The sequence below is a fragment of the Candidatus Hartigia pinicola genome (assembly GCA_020541205.1).
Lineage (GTDB): Bacteria > Pseudomonadota > Gammaproteobacteria > Enterobacterales > Enterobacteriaceae > Hartigia > Hartigia pinicola.
In genome coordinates this window covers 1672815-1692308 of sequence record CP048208.1, presented here as the reverse complement: position 1 = coordinate 1692308, position 19494 = coordinate 1672815, and the positions used below count along the sequence as shown (strand labels likewise).

3 protein-coding genes are annotated in these 19494 nt (G+C 24.3%); 1 reads left to right on the top strand and 2 read right to left on the bottom strand.

Annotation, left to right across the window (positions count from 1 at the left end; translation table 11 throughout):
* Positions 1–587: 587 nt before the first annotated feature.
* A complete protein-coding gene (gene ygfZ, locus GFV14_RS03200; RefSeq protein ID WP_457914228.1) occupies positions 588–1571 on the top strand; it encodes a tRNA-modifying protein YgfZ in 984 nt (327 codons plus the stop codon).
* Positions 1572–8697: 7126 nt separating this feature from the next.
* Here ygfZ and arnT read toward each other — a convergent pair.
* Together arnT and recB are read right to left on the bottom strand one after the other, a co-directional pair.
* Positions 8698–10359 carry a lipid IV(A) 4-amino-4-deoxy-L-arabinosyltransferase gene (gene arnT / locus GFV14_RS03195; RefSeq protein ID WP_457914227.1) on the bottom strand — a complete coding sequence of 554 codons (1662 nt, stop codon included), beginning with the start codon at positions 10357–10359 and terminating at the stop codon, positions 8698–8700.
* Positions 10360–14834: 4475 nt separating this feature from the next.
* Positions 14835–18449 carry an exodeoxyribonuclease V subunit beta gene (recB, locus tag GFV14_RS03190; RefSeq protein ID WP_457914226.1) on the bottom strand — a complete coding sequence of 1205 codons (3615 nt, stop codon included), beginning with the start codon at positions 18447–18449 and terminating at the stop codon, positions 14835–14837.
* Between the last annotated feature and the right edge of the window lie 1045 nt (positions 18450–19494).

Genomic DNA, 19494 nt, shown 5'->3' with positions numbered 1-19494 from the left:
TTAACAAAAAATACATCATTTTAATTCTGAAAACTTTTTACCGATACTATAAATTTTAATAAGCTTTACTCGTTTATTAATACTTAGTTAAATTTATCATTATGAAAATAGTGAATTGATATTATGATTATGAAGTGCTGAAGCGGATCTTATAAATTGTATTTCACCGTTTCTACAGAAAGCTTAGCTTTTTTTTGACAATAATTGTTTTAGAAATAACATAAAATTCTTTATTTAGGAGTAACAGGAAAGTACTGTGGTTTATATTATACTCTTAATTAATTTTAAGCATATATAGTGGCGTGAAACTCTAATATATATGAATTTTTTATAGGCGTATGCATTTTAACTATTAAGAAATAAGAATTCAATTTATTACAATATTTAGTAATTAATATTATTGATAAATATTCGTTTCATTGAATATAATAATATTATAGCATTATATATTTAAAAATAATGAATAGATTCTCAGTGTTAATATTATGATATTGAATCATACATATGCTGTGATAATAATTATTTATAACATTTTTAGTGTTTTTACCATACATTCCTTTTAATATGAAAGGATAGCAGGTGAAATTATGACAACTGCACTAGTTCATTCAGAATTACTTCCACTTGATTCTCAGTGTTTATCACTTACATCAATGTCATTAAATAATTGGGGAATAGTACATGTACATGGCTTTGATGCAGAGAAATACATTCAAGGGCAAGTTACTGCAGACGTTGTAGCATTGAAAGCGAATCAACATATATTAACGGCTCACTGTAATCCACTAGGGAGAATGTGGAGTAATTTGCGTTTATTTCATCATTTCGATGGATTTTCTTACATAGCAAGAAAAAGCTTGCTTCAATCTCAATTATTAGAACTTAAAAAATATGCTATTTTTTCTAATGTTACTTTTGAATATAAATCTGATCTGAAGTTACTTGGCATTGCTGGGAGCGGGGGTCGTGAAGCTTTATCTATGTTTTTTGGTATATTACCTGATTGCAATAACCAAGTTATTGTTGATGGTAAATCATGTTTATTACACTTTAATTTTCCTAATGAACGATTTTTAGTTATTACTAACAGTATAACGGCACAACAAATAATAAATATGTTGAATGTACCTCAAGTTTCAGATGAGCAATGGTTATCTTTAGATATCGAAGCTGGCTATCCAATTATTGATCAAATAAACAGCGCAAAACACTTCCCACAAGCAACTAACTTACAAGCATTACCTTTCAGTATAAATTTTAAAAAAGGATGTTATATCGGCCAGGAAATGGTAGCGCGTGCAAAATTCCGAGGAGTAAACAAACGTGCTATGTATTGGCTAAAGGGAACTGGTACGTTTATACCAGCTTTGGGTCATTCCGTTGAATATCAATTGAGCAATGCATGGCGTCGTACAGGGACTGTACTGTCTGCTGTAAAATTAGCTAACGGTGAAATAAACGTGCAGATTATTATGAATAACGATATAAAAAAAGATAGTATTTTTCGTATTATAGGGGAGAAAAAGAGTGAACTTATAATTCAATCTCTTCCATACTCTATTGAAAAATAAAATAATTTTGATTTTTATTTTATTTAGAATAATCTTCTTTGAAGCAGTATACTTGAGTGTGATTAATGAAGTTGTTTTTATTGTTATGAAGATAGATAAATTTAAAAGTATTTATCAAAAAATAAATTACTTCACGATGAAAGAGAATAAAAGATAATTAATGGATTTTTAAATGATCGATAAACTTTACGTACTAAGTTCAGTACGTACCTGTAAATAATAAAATAACTTAGATAACTATCTTATAGAGATTGATGCCTATCTCTATATTAGTTTACGTGATTAAAACGTGTAAGCACTCAGTCAGAAAGAAATCAGTCTTATTGTATGCATTTAGGATTACTTTTCTACTAAAACGAAATAATTTGAAGTGTTATTACATAAATATCATATTAGTAGAATTTTAAATTTCAAGTATGAAATTTTATTAAAAATCATGACTATATTGCTAAATACAGACAATTAAAACTAAGCTAAGTAAAAAGTAATATTTTAGAAAACAGTGATTAGTTTAAGTTAGTGTATCTATGTATTTTAAAATATATCTAATATCAGTTGATTGTAAGGATATTGTTACTTTTCATTAATGAGAAATAGTCTTAAGTATTGCCACTAAAAAGATGTCAGTAACAGACTGTATTAACATTATTTAAATGTTTAATAATGGGCTAATATTTATTTGATTGTGCTGTTTGTTTAAGAAAAGATGTCTTAACTTACCAGCAGTACACATCCTTAGATTACTTAAATAATATAATTTTTAAATATGTAGTGAATAAACGGGATTGTTTTCTAAAACTGATTTATCATTATTGATATTTTTAATATCACTAAAGCGTGTTAGTATAGCCTCCAGAAGTTGATTTATTTTAATAATCTTTCCTAACTTTTGAGTTAGATTATTAAACGAGTCGCTATAGCGAATAACATTATTTATATATAGACTTTATTGTTGATTAAAGATTTTGAAATCTGTAATATATGTAAATTTCTTCTTTTATTGATGAGGTATAAGTCAATAATTTTTTCATGTCATGTAGTTTGACAAGATTTTACAGGAGATTATACAGTCAATTTTTAATTGCAAAGATATAATACGCGTTTAAAATTATAAAATAAATTATACTACTTCAAATTTATTTAAAAAAAATCTTTTGCAATTGTAATGTTTTTGATATTTTAAACTACAATTTCTTGTTAATCAAACATTATCTGTATTCATTAAATCAATCTATATAAAATGTTTTTTATTTTTTTTATGTATCCGATAATCAGTTTTTAGTTAGAAATATTTAAAAAAGTTTTTACCGTGAAGAGTATTTTGCAATAGAAATTATCAGCAATGTTATCAAGCTTGTTAAATAAGAAGTTAAAAAAACATTAGCATATTTTGCTTTTATAATTTTAGATATATTCATATCAAAAGTATGAATAGATATTATAAAGCACTATATGACATGGTAAATATTTTATATGTTAAACAACATATTTTGCAAGATTCAAGTTATATTTTATATAACTTAACAGTAAAAACAGATATCTTACAAAAAGATAAGACATTTAATCTACTTAAGATTACACAAAAAAACCATTAATATCCATAAAGAATTTATGAGAAAATTATAGTAATGTTACTAGGAATATGTGAATAATTATACATTTTATAAACTTAAATACGATCGTCTAGATAGTAAAATATAATGAAGTTTAATATTTAAAATCGTTTAATACACGTAGAGTGAATTAGAGTAGTATTACTGAATATGAAATAACTGTGAAAGGTATTAAAATTTTCGTTTTAAGTTGATTATATTTAAAATTTATTGTTTTACTGTTTTTTAGTAAGTAAAAATACTGCATAAAATTTTAAGTTAAATTATGTTTCTAATATTCTTATAGAAACTTATATATTCTTAATGATGTTTTAAAATTAGTTTTATATAATAAGACGATATTAGGTTTCAGTGTTATTCTCTATATTTCTGTGTGTGAAAATTATATTTTGTGTGTTAAAATATTATAACCTACTTTATCATGAAGATTGTGATACACTGTAAAGATCTTCAGTAGAGTTACAAGTAGTTATATATTTTTTGTGATATGAATATATTTTAAAGTAAAATTTTTTTTGATCTTATCTCGATTGTATTATAAAATAATTAACACAATTACTAAGAAAATAAAATATGAGTATATAATGTAGTACATCTATCTTAATACTTATACGATTAATATAGATGATTTGTAAGATGTCGTGAATTGTAATTGTGGAGATAATGTATAGTCTATGCGCGTGACCTATAAATTAATATATTGGGTATTATATTAATCTCAATTAGTGCTTTGATAAATAGTGAGTATTTTATTTATTCAAACTAGTTTACGATATTATTTTATAATTTTGGTTATTTTGTCAGTGTTATGCAAATAGATATTTTAGATTATGAACTCTCATGAAACTAAATATTAACGTTAAAATAGTATTTGAAACTTGCTCTTTTGTCATGGTTTAATTAATGAAGCGTTTACAATATAATTAAATTTTTATTAATTATAATCGTGTTGAGATTATTGTGCGTGTAATAATATTTTTATAGACCTAGTGGTGTAATGTTGCAGTCATAATGAAAATTTTCTAGTATTCTACTATTAGACAGTAACCTTGATGATTAACAGGATTAATGAATAATTTGGAGGTATTAGAATCTATTGTGTTCTATTTTCATGTTTGTCATGCTAGATGAAATCTATATTAATGTTACTTTGATTTTAGGTTTAACAGTTTTATGTATAAATAAAGTACATTTGAGACTTATATTTTCCGTGATTTTTTCTGGTATTTTTGTGTTTAAAGTAATCTTGTTTTAATTAGATCATTTATTTTGAACTGAAAATAGAACACGAAAGGAAGTACCGAATATAGTAAAAAAATCTTTACTATTCTTTCTAACGAGCATATAAAAATGTTTTTTTTCTAAACATGTTTTTCAGTAGTATTATTATATCTTTTCATTAATCAGATAATTGATTTTCACTCATTTATAATTTATTAATTATCTTTAGTTTAAAATAAATATCTTTTTTTTAACAGCGATTAAATTATTATAATATGTTAAGATAAAATATATTGCATGGTGTTATTCTATAATTTCTAAAAACCGAAAGTACTTAAAAATTAGCATGCTGGATAAGATAACAAAGAGTTTTTTGAGAATTATCTAATATAATGAAAATAATCAGAACAGACAAGTTATATTATTGAATCTGATTTGTAAAAAAGTGTAGTTATGAAAAAGATAATAAAATTTTTTAGTTATTAGATTTTTTCAGTCTAATAAACATACTATTAATGTAGTAGTAATAAAATCTAAAATATCTAGATTGTAGATAACAATAAAAATGTAAAATACCAAGCATGTGAAAGTGTTTGTTGATGGTGATGATGATTATTTTAATGATAAAAATCCTATGAACAGGATATGAATAGTTAATTGTTTGAAAGAAAATACTGTAGGAGAGATATAAAAGTTTGTTTAATAATTTAATTTGTTAGTTGATAAAATCATATTAATTAATTCTAACGAAAACACTTTTTTTATTATGTGATTATATAATAATATTGAAAACTAAAATTTTGAATGCAGTTTTGCTTTTTATTATTTATAAAAGCATAAATTTTCTAATAAGTTTTCTATTAAAGTTTGTGAGTATAAACATAAAGATTACAAAACTAGCTGATATATTTGAAGTGTACAGCCTGGAAACATTTTCACTTTTCCTCGTATTAAAGTTATTGCAGAGAAAATTATTAAATATTTAAATGAAATTATTAGTAAATTACTGATTTGTTTTATCTTATCTCTGTCAATAAAGTGTGAGTTTATAAATATAAAAAAGTGAGAACTTAATCATCTAGCTCATGAGATTTACGTTATATTATCTTGTAATTCCAGAAAATGTTAAAATATAGAGTATATTATGTTTTATTATTTAGCAATTATTTTAGTATGTAATATATTAAAATCCAAAATATTTTACTTGTATAATCTAAAGTAATCGATATATTTATGTATACAAGTGATTTTATGCAGTCTCAAAGTTATTAAAGTATTTTTTGTTTATAATATTGCTCTTGTAACTGTAAGATTATAGGGTGACTTTGAGTATTGACTACGATATCCAATCTTTGATACGATAAGAATTTTACTATATTATAGTATATGGAATAAGCTGTATTCATTTTTTTTATGTTTCCTTATTGACCATTTAAAAAATTGTCTTTGTATTTTTGATTAGAATAGATATTAATCTTTTTTATTATATTTTTTAATGCTTATTATAAAATATTTTTTATTTTTACTATTTTTTATTGTTGATTTCAAAATAATAATTGAATTTTTTCTAAAGAAATGTATATAATTTGTCACCACGTTAATACTTAAGTTTATGATATATATCAGTAAATATTTTATTAATATTAATTTTGAATGCATTTAAAAAATATGTGTGGAATTTCTAAGAAATAAATTTCATTTGTGAAAACATTTTTTAATTTCTATATTCTAATATGTTTTTCATTTTATACGTGTATAAAAATAGCGAATTTTGAAAAAATTCTAAATTTGTTTTTTGTTTAATTACCTTTTATATTATTCTACATAGTAGTAGAGTTGTTAGAATATTTATGATGTTTACTTTAATGTTTTTTAATAGATATTAAATAATAATAAAAGTTTATATAATTTACATGAGAGATATAACGCTAAACTATAAAAATATTAATCTTGATTCAATCATTTGATAAATTAAGAATAGAATATAATTTTTGGGGTTTTGATAACAGGATAATATTATTGTTCAGTGATATTATTTAAATATTTAGCGATTATAACTAGAGATAAATTATTAAATTTTATCATTAATTATATAATATTTTAATAGTTTACCCTATAAATTTCTTATCAATTTTGCAATATCTCAGTTTTTATTAAACATTTATTTAAATAATTAAATAATAGTTAATACTTTATTATTACAATAGTTTTTAACTATTCTAATCTAAATCTAATTTAATTAGATCATATTATATAATTTTCTAATATTATTTAAAATCTTAATCAAGTGCTGACTTTTTCTTTGCTTACTTAGTTAGATTTCAATGCATATTCGATGTAGATGTATACAATAATTTTCTTGCTTGAAATAGGTTAACGTAACCAAGTTAGTTGACTATTAGTAATTAAAAATATTAATAATTAGTTAAAAATTAATCACTTTTAGAATTTGTGTTTCTTAGTTGGTAAGTTGTTAATAACACGATCCAATAACGTAATATGTACTATTATGATACTATTTATGTAGAGTGTTTACTTGATTGTACTATCATTGATTTATGTATAACTTATGATTTACTTTTCTAGTTCAGACAAAATATTTTAATATTAAATGATGTTTAATTACTACATAATAATTTTTATTGATAATAAATATAGCCTGTATATTTATAATATATCATGTTAATTTTTATAGATATTTGAAAGTGTTCTAAAAGCTTTGAGTTAAGTTTAATGCTCTTCATGACTGCAGCTATAGTACTGACATACATTCAAAGTATTTTTTAAATTTTAATTTTTAAAAAATTTACAAAGCAGGCTTAGAAGCATATTTATTATGCTAACTTAAATTCTTCAGATAGGTAATTTGATTATATATCTTTTTAAATATATTATTCGAAATTTTTTTACTTTATCTGGAAAAATGATTTGTGATACTAAAACTAAATTTTTTATTTTTAAACTGATATTCATATTTTAATGTTGCTATTGTTTGATTCAGTCCTAAAACTATCCTTGAATATACAACATTTATGATATGTTGAAAATAAAATGACTTTTTATTCATCTAAAATTATCAGAAAATTTATTATTATTGTTGTATTTCATGACTATTATTCTCATTATGTAATAGGCGATACAAGTACTGACGTTTCACCATTGATATCAGTATTACACGTTACATTTTTTGATTTTAAAAGAAGATATGAAATTACTTTTGTTTACTACTAAGTTTTAATAGTAGTTATATCGCTAATATTTAGTAACGTAAAATAGCATCACATACACTAAATTAAGGGTTTACACTATTTTCCAGTCGAAAATAGTTTAGTGACAATCTTTATTTTAAAATAATATTTGAATTTCATGATTACATCATGGGAAATATATCATATTCACTGAATGACTTAGTTAAAAAAATTAATAGTAATTATCGAAAGTCATTATTAGATTTTTGTATTTTTCTAGAAATTTTAATAAGGTAAATTTTTTGATCTATAGATAAAAATCAGATCGGATATAGTGAGTTTTGAGCTTGAAGCGATGAAATTACAGATTACTACATTAATCCTTTAAAGGTAAAATTAATGTAATATTTCAGTATATAAAGATGGATTGTTTTATGTAATGCTTTAATGTTGTTGAGTTTTTTCTGTCTTCGTAAAAGTTACTAAATATTTGATTGTTTTAAACGAAAATCTCAATATTATTTTTAGATATTTGAATATTTTATAAAATATACGTTAAGTGTTGATATTTTTGTGATGTCATAATATCTTTAAGTGAAGATAGTTTGTCACTCAGGAAACAAAATCACTTTATGTAATCAATGAAATGATTTTATCTATTTTTAATTCTATAATATGATATCTTGATAGTGTAGTTTGATAATTTGTTGCAATTCTATAAAATAATATATCAACGTTGACTGTTCTTAAAAATTATATAAATGTATTTTGTAATTTATATGATTATATTGATAATGTAATGAGCTTATTGATATTGTGATTGTAGTAGGTGTGTAAAAAATAGTTTTTGATACGTTTAGTTAATTACAAAAGTGCATTCGTCAGTATAGTATTTCTTTATACGTTATTAAAAAATCATTTATTTATTATTTTAAGAATTTATAATTTAATCATATAAATATTTAAGCGTAATACCCTTAGATATGGATTTTTTTTAAAAATATACAGAATCTTCATAAAAAAAAGACATGATACATTGTTATAAATAGCGGTAATTTTAATGAAAATTAAAGTACTGTAATAAGTAGTAATTTGATGATATGTTTATTTTTTATTTTTAAAACATTCAATCTTGTCATATAAAACAAATACTAAATTTCCTTCTGTAATAATTTTTGGCCTTCCAGGTAAAGTTGACAATATTCGGTCTTGAGATCTTTCCACTATCAGTGCTACATCTTGATAATTATGCTCCTCTAATAACGCAGGGAGTTGATTTAAACGATAAAAACGATTTGAAGAATCTGGGTATTTTAATCCATATCCCAGTTCACCAGTTTGATGCAACATATAAATATCACTACGTTTTAGTACCCAAGCCAATGCTGTGCCTAATCCAACATTATTTGTTAATAAGTAAGGTTTATCTAATAATTTAGATTGATATTTTTTAATTATTTTCTCTGGTGTGTTGTTGCTAATAATTTTTTCAGGGATTACATACCCAATACTTAAACTTAATATAAGGGTGCAAGCAGCAGTAAGCATCCAATATCGGCGACTCAATGAAATGATTCCAATTAATGCCCAAAAAATAAATGCGCTCATCGCTAATAATAGTTTATTGTTCTCATGAGCCTGATAGACATTCAGTATTTTAAAATTTTTTGAAAAAAATATCATCCCTGCTGTTAGCAGGCCAAAACTGATATTAATGAATGCATTAATACGAATGATGTTAACGTTTTTTTTTTCTAACGCTTCATCAAGATAAGTTGCTATTAAAATTGCTAAAGGTGAAATACATGGTAAAATATAAGTGAGCAGCTTCCCTTTTGCAATACTAAAGAAAAGGAATGGTATTAAAAACCACAATAAAAAATAGATATTTTGCCCTTTATTGCGAAAACTATTGATTAACGATGTAAGGAGATAGCCTAACCAAGGTAATACTGCAAGAATTAATATTGGGATGTAAAACCAAAATGGTGATTTATTTTGAGCATTATTAGACATAAAACGTTGTATATGTTCTATCCAGAAAAAATAATGCCAATAATCAGGTTCGCACTTTGCAATTATAATAGCCCAAGGCAAACATATGATACACATCACACATAATGAGATAAGAAAAAAAGGGAAAATTTTTTTAAATTGCTTGTAGTAAATCGAGTTAAAAAAAACAAGTAACATAAATAAAACTAAAACTAAAAAACCTTTTGTCATCAAACCCAAGCCGCAAGATATACCTAGAAGAGTAAAGGCGATTAGTTTTTTGAAAAATTTTTTAGTTTTCATCCCCCATTGCAAGAAGAACATAGTCATGGTAATAAATGATGTTACAATAGGGTCAAGGATATTATAAGTGCCTACAGTGAGTACTATTAACATAGAAAGATAAATGAATGCAGCATTAAATGCAATAATTGTTTTTTCCCACGCCATTTTTGCACTAAGATAAATAAATAATGCACTTGTTAGTGTACTAAAGACAACTCCAAGTCTTACAGAAATATTATTTTCACCAAATAGTATTTGGAAAAATGCATTTACCCAGTAACCAAAAATAGGTTTTTCAAAATAACGAACATTAAGAAGAGTAGGCACATTAAAGTTACAGCTTAAAATTAATTCTCGACTGATCTCAGCATAACGCAATTCATCAGGTTGCCAAAGAAGACGCCCATTAAGAGGTATAAAATAAGTTATTAACACAAAGATTAATAACAAGCACCACTTTAAATAAGTAATTTTATTATTTATCATAGTCAGTTTATCCTAATTCATGTTGTAATAAAAATTAATAATTAGAAATTCAACTGCATTTACGTGAAATTCCATATTACTCTCATAATTATTATGTTAGTCGAGTTAGAATTTTATAGTTTTCGTTTGGTTGTGAAAGCCGGTCTAACATCAATTGAAAGTATGTTGAAATTTTATATTATTTACAAAAAGTTAGCTGCATATTGATGAGTAAAAATTTTTTATTAATTAGCCATAATGATTTATATCTATATATCAATATAAAAGAGAAGGTATAAAAGAGTTGATTGTAATTGTAAGACTATACTCAACAGTTTATTATAAGATAATAATTATTAATTAAAAATGAACGTTCATATAAGATGAGTTATTTATAAATATAGTGCCGTATTAATTATTTATTAAGTTATAAATTTTGGTTGTCTATACTATAAAACTTAATAAAGAAAACCTAAAATCATCCATACATAGATAATGCTTACAATAACCTATAAGTATAATTTGTTTGTTTGTGATATTTTCATTCAACTTTTTTAAGAATTTAATGAATATGTAAGATATTTTGAGTGCGTATTTAATATTATTTATGCATAGTAGTTAGTAATATATACTAAATTAATGAATTAAATAAAGATATTTTAAAACTTATTGTAGTTTTTGATATTTAGTGAGATTTTTTTAGTAAATAAAGTTTACGTTATAAAAACTAATCATTGGAAATTATAATGACAGTATACAGTGTATTTGTATTTTTTTTATCTGAATGATCAAGCTTCATGTATTATACATGATATCTGAAAATATGAGATCATAATAATGATCAGATTATGAATTTCTCATACTTGTAAATAATTTTTAATATCAACGACATAATCAAATTGACTTTTTTTATAATATTTCGTTTTCAACGATTGTGAAAGAAGTTTGTTATTTTTTGATTAAGTTTTGGATTAATCACACCTGACTATTAATGACGATTGAAATTATGATGATACTTAATAAAGTTATTATACTTAAACAAAATCTTAACGCTCTAAAATTATTGCAAAGTACTTAATGTCGTTTCGTAAAAAGATGATTTGTTTTATATGGTAAAATTACTACATCACATTTTCACTTTAAAATATTTATACTAAATTTATTTAGTCCATCCTAGTATATTTTTTGAAATGTGCTTTATGATAAAGATTATTTTTTAAGATAACATTATTTTTGTAACTATAATAAATTAAGAAAAGATAGTTTAAATATCTTAAATTTATTGAAAATTATACTTTTATATGAGTAAATTTTAGCTTTATTAACTATTATTAGGATTTAATATTGAACATATCTTTATTTATTTTTAAAGGTAGAAAATATGATAATGAATAATTCATTCGTGCTTGTAATTTTATGTTGCTTATTACTTATTATATTGTATAAATTATTGTACATTTTTTCACAACATCACATTATAAAAAATGATGTTCTTGCGGTTTTATGCAGACAATATGTATGTAAGTAGTTTTTTGAGTTTAAAGAAAAAAGATAAAATCGCTATAATTAGTATGAAATTTTAATTGATAGATTGTATTAATACAAGAATTTTATTCTTGTAAGTTTAGTTAATAAATTTGTCATGTATTTTCAAGATGCTAAAATAAAATGCCTTTTTTAAAACTGCTGTTGTAATTTAACTTTAAAACAAACTTTCTTTCTACTTTTCTAAACATAAATTCTAAATATTATAACCTTCAATATACCTTTCTCGTCATGTGTTGAGGCATAAATTTTATTAATCTGATACAGAAATTTTGAAAGAATTAACACGGATCCTGAAGAATTAGTAATTATATATTACGAGTGTATCTGTGATGATTTTTGGTGGACTAAGTTTCAAGAAAATTCTTACTTTACTTAGGTATATAAGCGTAAGACTCACAGTCATAGGTATTTAAAAACTTCACAGACGTGGTTGTCATAAAATATGTGGATATACTCTTGTTCTGTCTTGAATTCGACGCATAAAAACTTAGGAATATTAAATTTAACTTTGTTAAATTAGTAAAATTATATTTTTATTATCCGAGTAATAAAGTTAAAATGATCTTTAAGCTCATGATAGATGTTTTCTTCTAGTGGAGATTTTTACTTAAGAGTATAAAAATATGGTACCAGAGAGCTGAAGAAATTAAATATATGCTATAAATTAATGCTTATTTTCAAGCAGTTTTACATTTCTCAGTATAAAGTTGGTCTTATCTTATACGTAATTATAAATTTAGTCACGTCATTTTTTAATTTGTTATTTTTTATAATTGTAATGGTTATTGATTTACTAGCGTTACTTAGTTTATAAGATTGTGATTTCTATTATGTTAATAAAAATTTAGGCATGTTTATATTAGAAATTTATTGAGACCTAATCATTTTCACTTCAATAAAACAATTAAGACACTTGTAAAGATTTGTTCTGTATTAGAAAAGTTTAGATGTGTTGAGTAATATAGTTATTATGCATATGTACAAGGTGATAATAATAGTAAAAAATTTGAGTATTATTAAAATAAAATAATTAATTTTTTCTATAAATGTATTTGTTAATGTTATTGTTCAGCTTTTGAGTTATAGTCATGAATCATCTAATAAATATATAGTTTAAATAACTTGTATATCTTAAAAATGATTTAACTATCTTTTGAAGAAAACATAAAAAATAATTAATAGACGAATCTGCACAACTAGATTAGGTCATTAATAAATGGAACATTAACATTTCACAATACTTCTTGATGTTCAATAAGTTTTGAATTTATTACATCATATAACGAAATTTTACATACTATAATCTTAGTATAGCGTAATCTTTTTTAAAACATTAATTCTATATTTATCTCTATTAATAATTTATTTTAGAAAGCAATTACTGTTTGAATCACTTTGCATAGTATGTTACAGTCAAATACAGAGATAATACCTTTTTTATTATTATAATATGTATAAAATAAATAATGATTTCAGAGGAATATATTTTTTAAACTAATATGTATAGATAATTTTTAAATTTTATAATGGACGTTTTTAAAAAATCATCTTTTTTATAAAAAACAAGATGTTGATTGCGCATCTCTTGTTGTAACATTAAAGATTAAAATGTGCTCGAATTGATCTTTATTATCAGTGACATGAGTCGTGATATCGTTCAATTTAAAAATCCTAATTAGTTATCATAACAGCAGATTGTAACACATTGATTGCAGAATATATTTATTAAATATTTTCTTAGAATATTATCTGATTTATTAAGTTAATTTTTAATTTTTTGTTTTATTTTCTGAGTTTACAAAGTCATTATACTAAATAGTGAATTAATGGTATTAATTAAATTTATATATCATTTCTTCAGATAGGGTATTAATTTCAATTTTCATGAATTATAATTTTAGAATTTTATGTTGTTTATTAAAACCTGAATATCATTATTTTTTAATATTTTAAAATAAGTATGCAGATTAATGGAGATATTAAATCTTAATAATTATTATCTTTAATTGATATTTTATCATTAAAGTAAACAATTAAATAATTAAATTGTTAATTGTTAAAGAAGACTAAAAATAATAATTTTAAATATATACAATATCTCTACTTAGTTCATCATTCTACAATCTCAACTCACTGAGTTGATAAGTTGTTCAATGAACAGGTTATTGAAGATTCTGCAAGAATGTCTCATATTTGTAAATTAACATATATCTCTGATGATATTATTTTTTACAGAAGTGACCTATTTTGATAAGCTATAAAAGATCAGTATTATATTAATAAGACATTTTTAACTATAAAATAATTTCTTATTTTCTCATTTTTTCGGATGCATTTATATAACATTATGACTTGATTAGGGAGAGTTTTAATTTTTCATTTGGTAATGATAATTAAATCAGATCGTTTCTTGAAATTCTATTAAATAATCTATATATTTACTTTTTTAGTAATAAATTAATTTTGATATGTTATTGTTGCTTATTATTGCTTTAATGAAAGTGAGTTATATTTGTTCAATGGAAGTGATTTTCTATAATTACACAGCTGAATGTTACAAATATTTAACTATCACTAACAACAAAATTAGTTATACGTTTTACGTATTCTATCATTATCAAGTAAGTAAAAATATTTAGAGACTATTTTCTTATCTTACTAAAAATATTTAATATATAAAGTTTATACTGCAACTGTTAATGTATAAAATAATATATTATATTTATTTCAAAAATTAAAATATTATTACTAATTTAAATAATGATTAGACAATTATTTTTCTGAATTAATATTAATTAATATCAAATATATATTAGTTTTTGTGTGTAAACTTGATAGCACCATCATAATAAAGGATGCTAAATTTTTATGTTTTTTGATATTGTAGGAAAATAGAAGAGAGAATCAAATAAACAAATATTATTTTATTGTTTTCTGAATAAGATTTTTCATAACTGTATACTATTGTTGTTAACAGTACGGAACAATTGATCAAATTTATCAAGAAATATTTCTGTAGGGCGATAAAAAAAAATACCGTTTTTTGATTGATTTTGTTCAATTCCGCGTAAGAAAAGATAATAAATACCACCAAAATGATTATCATAGCTATAATTCATTAACCGCTGGTTGAGGTAACGATGTATTGCTAATGAATACAGTTGGTATTGTAAATCATATCGATGGTTAATCATTGCTTCATACATAATTTCTTGAGTATAACTTTTTGCATCATCACCTAAATGATTAGATTTGTAGTCTAATATATAAAATTTATCATTCCATAAAAAAAATAAATCAATGAATCCCTTTAAGATTCCTTGAACCTTTTCAAATTTAAGAGGCTGACAAGATGCTGATAATGGATCATGATTATGCGTTATTTGATCAATAGATTGTGAATCTAAGAAAGGTGTAATAGGTATATGAAACTGCATTTCATGAAGTTTGTTATGAGGTTGTATCGCTGATAAGCATAATCCATTATTTGATAAAGGTGCTTGAAAAACATTTTTTAACCACTCCTGAAGCATTTTTGCCCATTTTGTATTTAGATTATTTTCTTGTAACTGTTGCACTAACCATTCGTTCGTAATTTCTTTTGAAAAATTAGTATTTTTTATCAAGTGATGTAAAAATATTCCTGAATCAGTTCCTTTTGGAAACTGATGTTGAGTAAAAATTAGTTCATCTATTTCTTGGGAAGTAACTGCGGTGCTAGGTACAATGTTTATATTTTGTGCGAGAAAACTGGAAACTTGCTCAGATGAGAGTGTTGAGTAATTATAACTATTGTCTCTACTACTATGACTTAGCTCTGAATAGCTAGTCACTCGCCAGTAGTCATTAAATACATGCGTAATCTGTCTTGCAGAAAGCTCGTTATTATCAGTATGATTAAAAGATAGCGGTTTTGAGTCTGTTAGTTTTACAATAATAAAATTAATAACCTTGCTATTGAGTGCTTTCAAATTATCATATAGAAGTGTGCTATTCCCTGCTTGACCCTTTTGAATTAAATAACCTAGTGCTGATAAATGTACATCTGTTTTGCCATTTTTCTTGCGATTCCCTCTAATTATTGGTGCAATTCCGACACTGCAGTGATATATAGCTCGAGTTAATGCGACATACAACAACCGTAGATCTTCAGCTAAACGCTCTTTATCAGCTAATGCTAAATTTTTCTCGTGATTTGTTAAATCTAGACAAAATTTATAATCTGTTCTGTTGTGATAAATTGCTTGTAATTGTGGTATAAAATTGCTAGCAAAAGGTAGCCAAACAATTTTATATTCAAGCCCTTTTGATTTATGGATAGTACTAATTTGCACTAGGTTTTTATCGTTTTCAAGACGAATTTTTTGTGTAGTTGATTGGTAATCAGGGTGCATGATTTGTTGTTTCAACCATTGTACCAATGTGCATTCTCCTTCTAATTGAAGCGATTTTTCTTGAAGTAGTTCGCTGATGTGCATTAAATCTATTAACCGACGTTGACCTTCTGAAATTGAAAGTAACTTTTTGGCAATGTTGCGTTTTCTCATAAATACCTTTATCATTGGCAGTATACCGTGTTGATGCCAGATTACTGAATATTCAGTGAATTCATCGACTAATTTTCCCCAAGATTTTTCGTTATAATTTAGTGTATCAATATCTTTCGCATGCAAGCTAAAGATACCTGATGCCAGTGCAGTACGTAAAGTTTGTGCTTTGTTAGGGGATAATATCGCTTGAAGGATCCATAAGAGATCTTTGGCTTCTTGTGTTTCAAAAACATTGTCTTTATTAGACAAGAATAAAGATGGAATATTTAGTTGATTTAGCGCATTTTTTATTAATTTTGCTTCACTTAAAGTTCTGACTAGTATGGTTATATCAGAAGCTGAGAGCAGAATACGTTCATCATCTATATGTTGAAAAAATGTGCTATTTTGAAAACCACTTTCTAGCCATTGGCTAATTTGTTCTGCACACTTTAAGGCCATGATTTTTTTATATTCTACCACTGAGATAACATCTTTATTGATTAGCCAAAATGTTATAGCTTCTACTTTTTTCTTATTATGAAAAAATGTTTTTCCTACATTTTTAGTTACACAATTGACGGGATGAAATGGTATTTGTTCAAAAATAAAAGGATTATTACAATGACTAAAGATACAATTCACTGCTTTAATCATATCTTCAGAAGAACGATAATTAGTGATTGATGTATAATGATTACGTACTTGTTTTTTAGCTTGAATATAAGTAAAAATATCTGCACCACGAAAAGCATAAATGGCTTGTTTAGGGTCACCGATAAATAATAAAGCGTTGTTTTTTCTTTGGTGATAGATACTGTGGAATATATGATACTGTTGCGTGTCTGTATCTTGAAATTCATCAATGATCGCCACTGGAAAACGTTGGCTAATAATCTTAGCTAAATAAGAGCAATTATCATCTTGTAATGCATTACGTAAGCAAGTTAATAAATCATCAAATCCCATTTCATTTCTGTTATATTTTTCATGCTTAATAGATTGCCTAAGTTCAGTAATTGCGAGAGGAATAATAAGATCTTTGATAGTGAATGATTGAGCAAGAAGTTCATCTATCTGTCTAAATACAATGCACTCAGGTCCTATACCATTTTTTGATTTTTCATTTAATACTCCCTGAGAGAACCGTTGTATTTCTTTTGGTAATTGATAATCTTGTGTATCTTTTTCTGCCCAGTTTAGAATTTTATCTAGCCAATTAGGCAAAAAATGTGAGCTATAGCTGCGTTTATCAACATTAGAACTAGTAATTAATTTTTCAAATTTACTGCATTTATTAAGCCAAGAAGATTTCACATTTTTTATTAACGAAATTAAGCGTTGATGACGTTCTTCAAATGTTTCTTTATTTTTATTGGTGTTAATATGCGGTATCTTACCTTGTAAAAAAGGTTTTACATCAGATAATAATGCTAATGGTTCGCTCCAATGTGATAATACAACTTTCGTCATTGAATAATTTAAAGGGTAAAAATGTCGTCGCCAAAAATCAGCGCAGGCTTGTTTTTGAATTGTGTATTCATCTTGGATAATTGTTTGTTCAAATAAAACGCCAGATTCAAATGCGTTATTCATTAATATCCTCTGGCAAAAACCATGAATAGTATAAATAGCTGCTTTATCCATCTGGCGTTCAGCGGTCAATAATAAACTTGCGGAAACCTCCAATTGTTCCTTTGTGTTAATTTGTTCAAGTAATGTTAAATATTCAGGGTCGATTTTAAAACCTAATCCTTTACGGATACAAACAAGACGCATGTTATGAATCCTTTCACGAATACGTCTGCGTAATTCATTTGTTGCAGCTTCTGTGAAAGTTACGACAAGAATATTTTCTACTTTGAGGGGTTTGGAGATAGCATTATTTCCTCCGAGCCCTAATAATAGACGTAAATAGAGAATCCCTATTGTATATGTTTTACCTGTACCTGCTGATGCTTCAATTAACCTTTGTCCTTGCAAAGGTAATAAAAAAGGATTTAGTATTTTAGAAGTTATTGGAATTTTATTCACTCAGTATATTCCTTTATGTGAAATTTTTTATCACTCAGAAGCTTGATGATAAATACCACTGTCACTTTGGTTTTTATCCTACTGTTTATTTACATATTGCCTTCTTCATATTAAAATATTTAGGCTAATATTTTATATTTCATTATTTTTTAATTCATGACAATTACTTATTAAAGACTTATTCTATGAAATAGAAATAATATTCTTAAATATATCAAAAACAAATTGTGATTGTTATTATGCGTCATGAGTAATGAATAATTTTTGATAGACAATAAGAAGCAATAGTTTGAGTTTAAAAATAATAAATTATTTATCTTTGCCTGAATAATTTCGTTAGTATTTTTTTAATTTATTTAAAATAGTATTATAAACTTTTGATAAAAAATATTAATATAATATATTTTAGAATTTTTTTAGCTAGAACCTAAATTTTCATTGATTATTTAAATTTACTTACATCAAGATCTGCATAGCTACATTGTTTATTATTTTTAAAGTTAAATAAAATGCACTAAAATTAACATTATTAGATAATATACTATATAGTGTAGTATATGCTATATAATGTATCTATTTTAGATAAAACTTTAGATAATATATTATTAGTATTTTATTTTTAAGAAAAATTAATTTAATAAGCCTTTCAGTGAATAAACAATCACTAGCCTATTTAAGGTTAACGATTATTTATTCAGTAAATTGTGCACATGTTAGATAATCTGCAATACTATCAAAAATATTTTTAATATAATTATTTTAAGAATGTTTTCCAAATTAGAAAAAGTTAAAGTAGTGACATCATTCTCAAATAATTTGAGAAATGAAAATTTTTTTATTGAGTTAAAATTAAAAGACCATTAATTATTAAGTTTAATTTAATACATAGTGTTTTTTGAGAGATATTGATAAGATATGATATAAGATAGTAATCACTAAATGTATATTGTAATATTTTTAATAGATGCATATTAATGCTAGTTATTGTAATGACTCTCAGTTATATCATTATCAGTGATCACTGCTGCGAATCATAAAAAACTAA

What these genes read in the sequence shown, in the direction of transcription:
- ygfZ (WP_457914228.1), top strand. Translation starts at nt 588, where the DNA reads ATGACAACTGCACTAGTTCATTCAGAATTACTTCCACTTGATTCTCAG.
- arnT (WP_457914227.1), bottom strand. Translation starts at nt 10,359, where the DNA reads ATGATAAATAATAAAATTACTTATTTAAAGTGGTGCTTGTTATTAATC.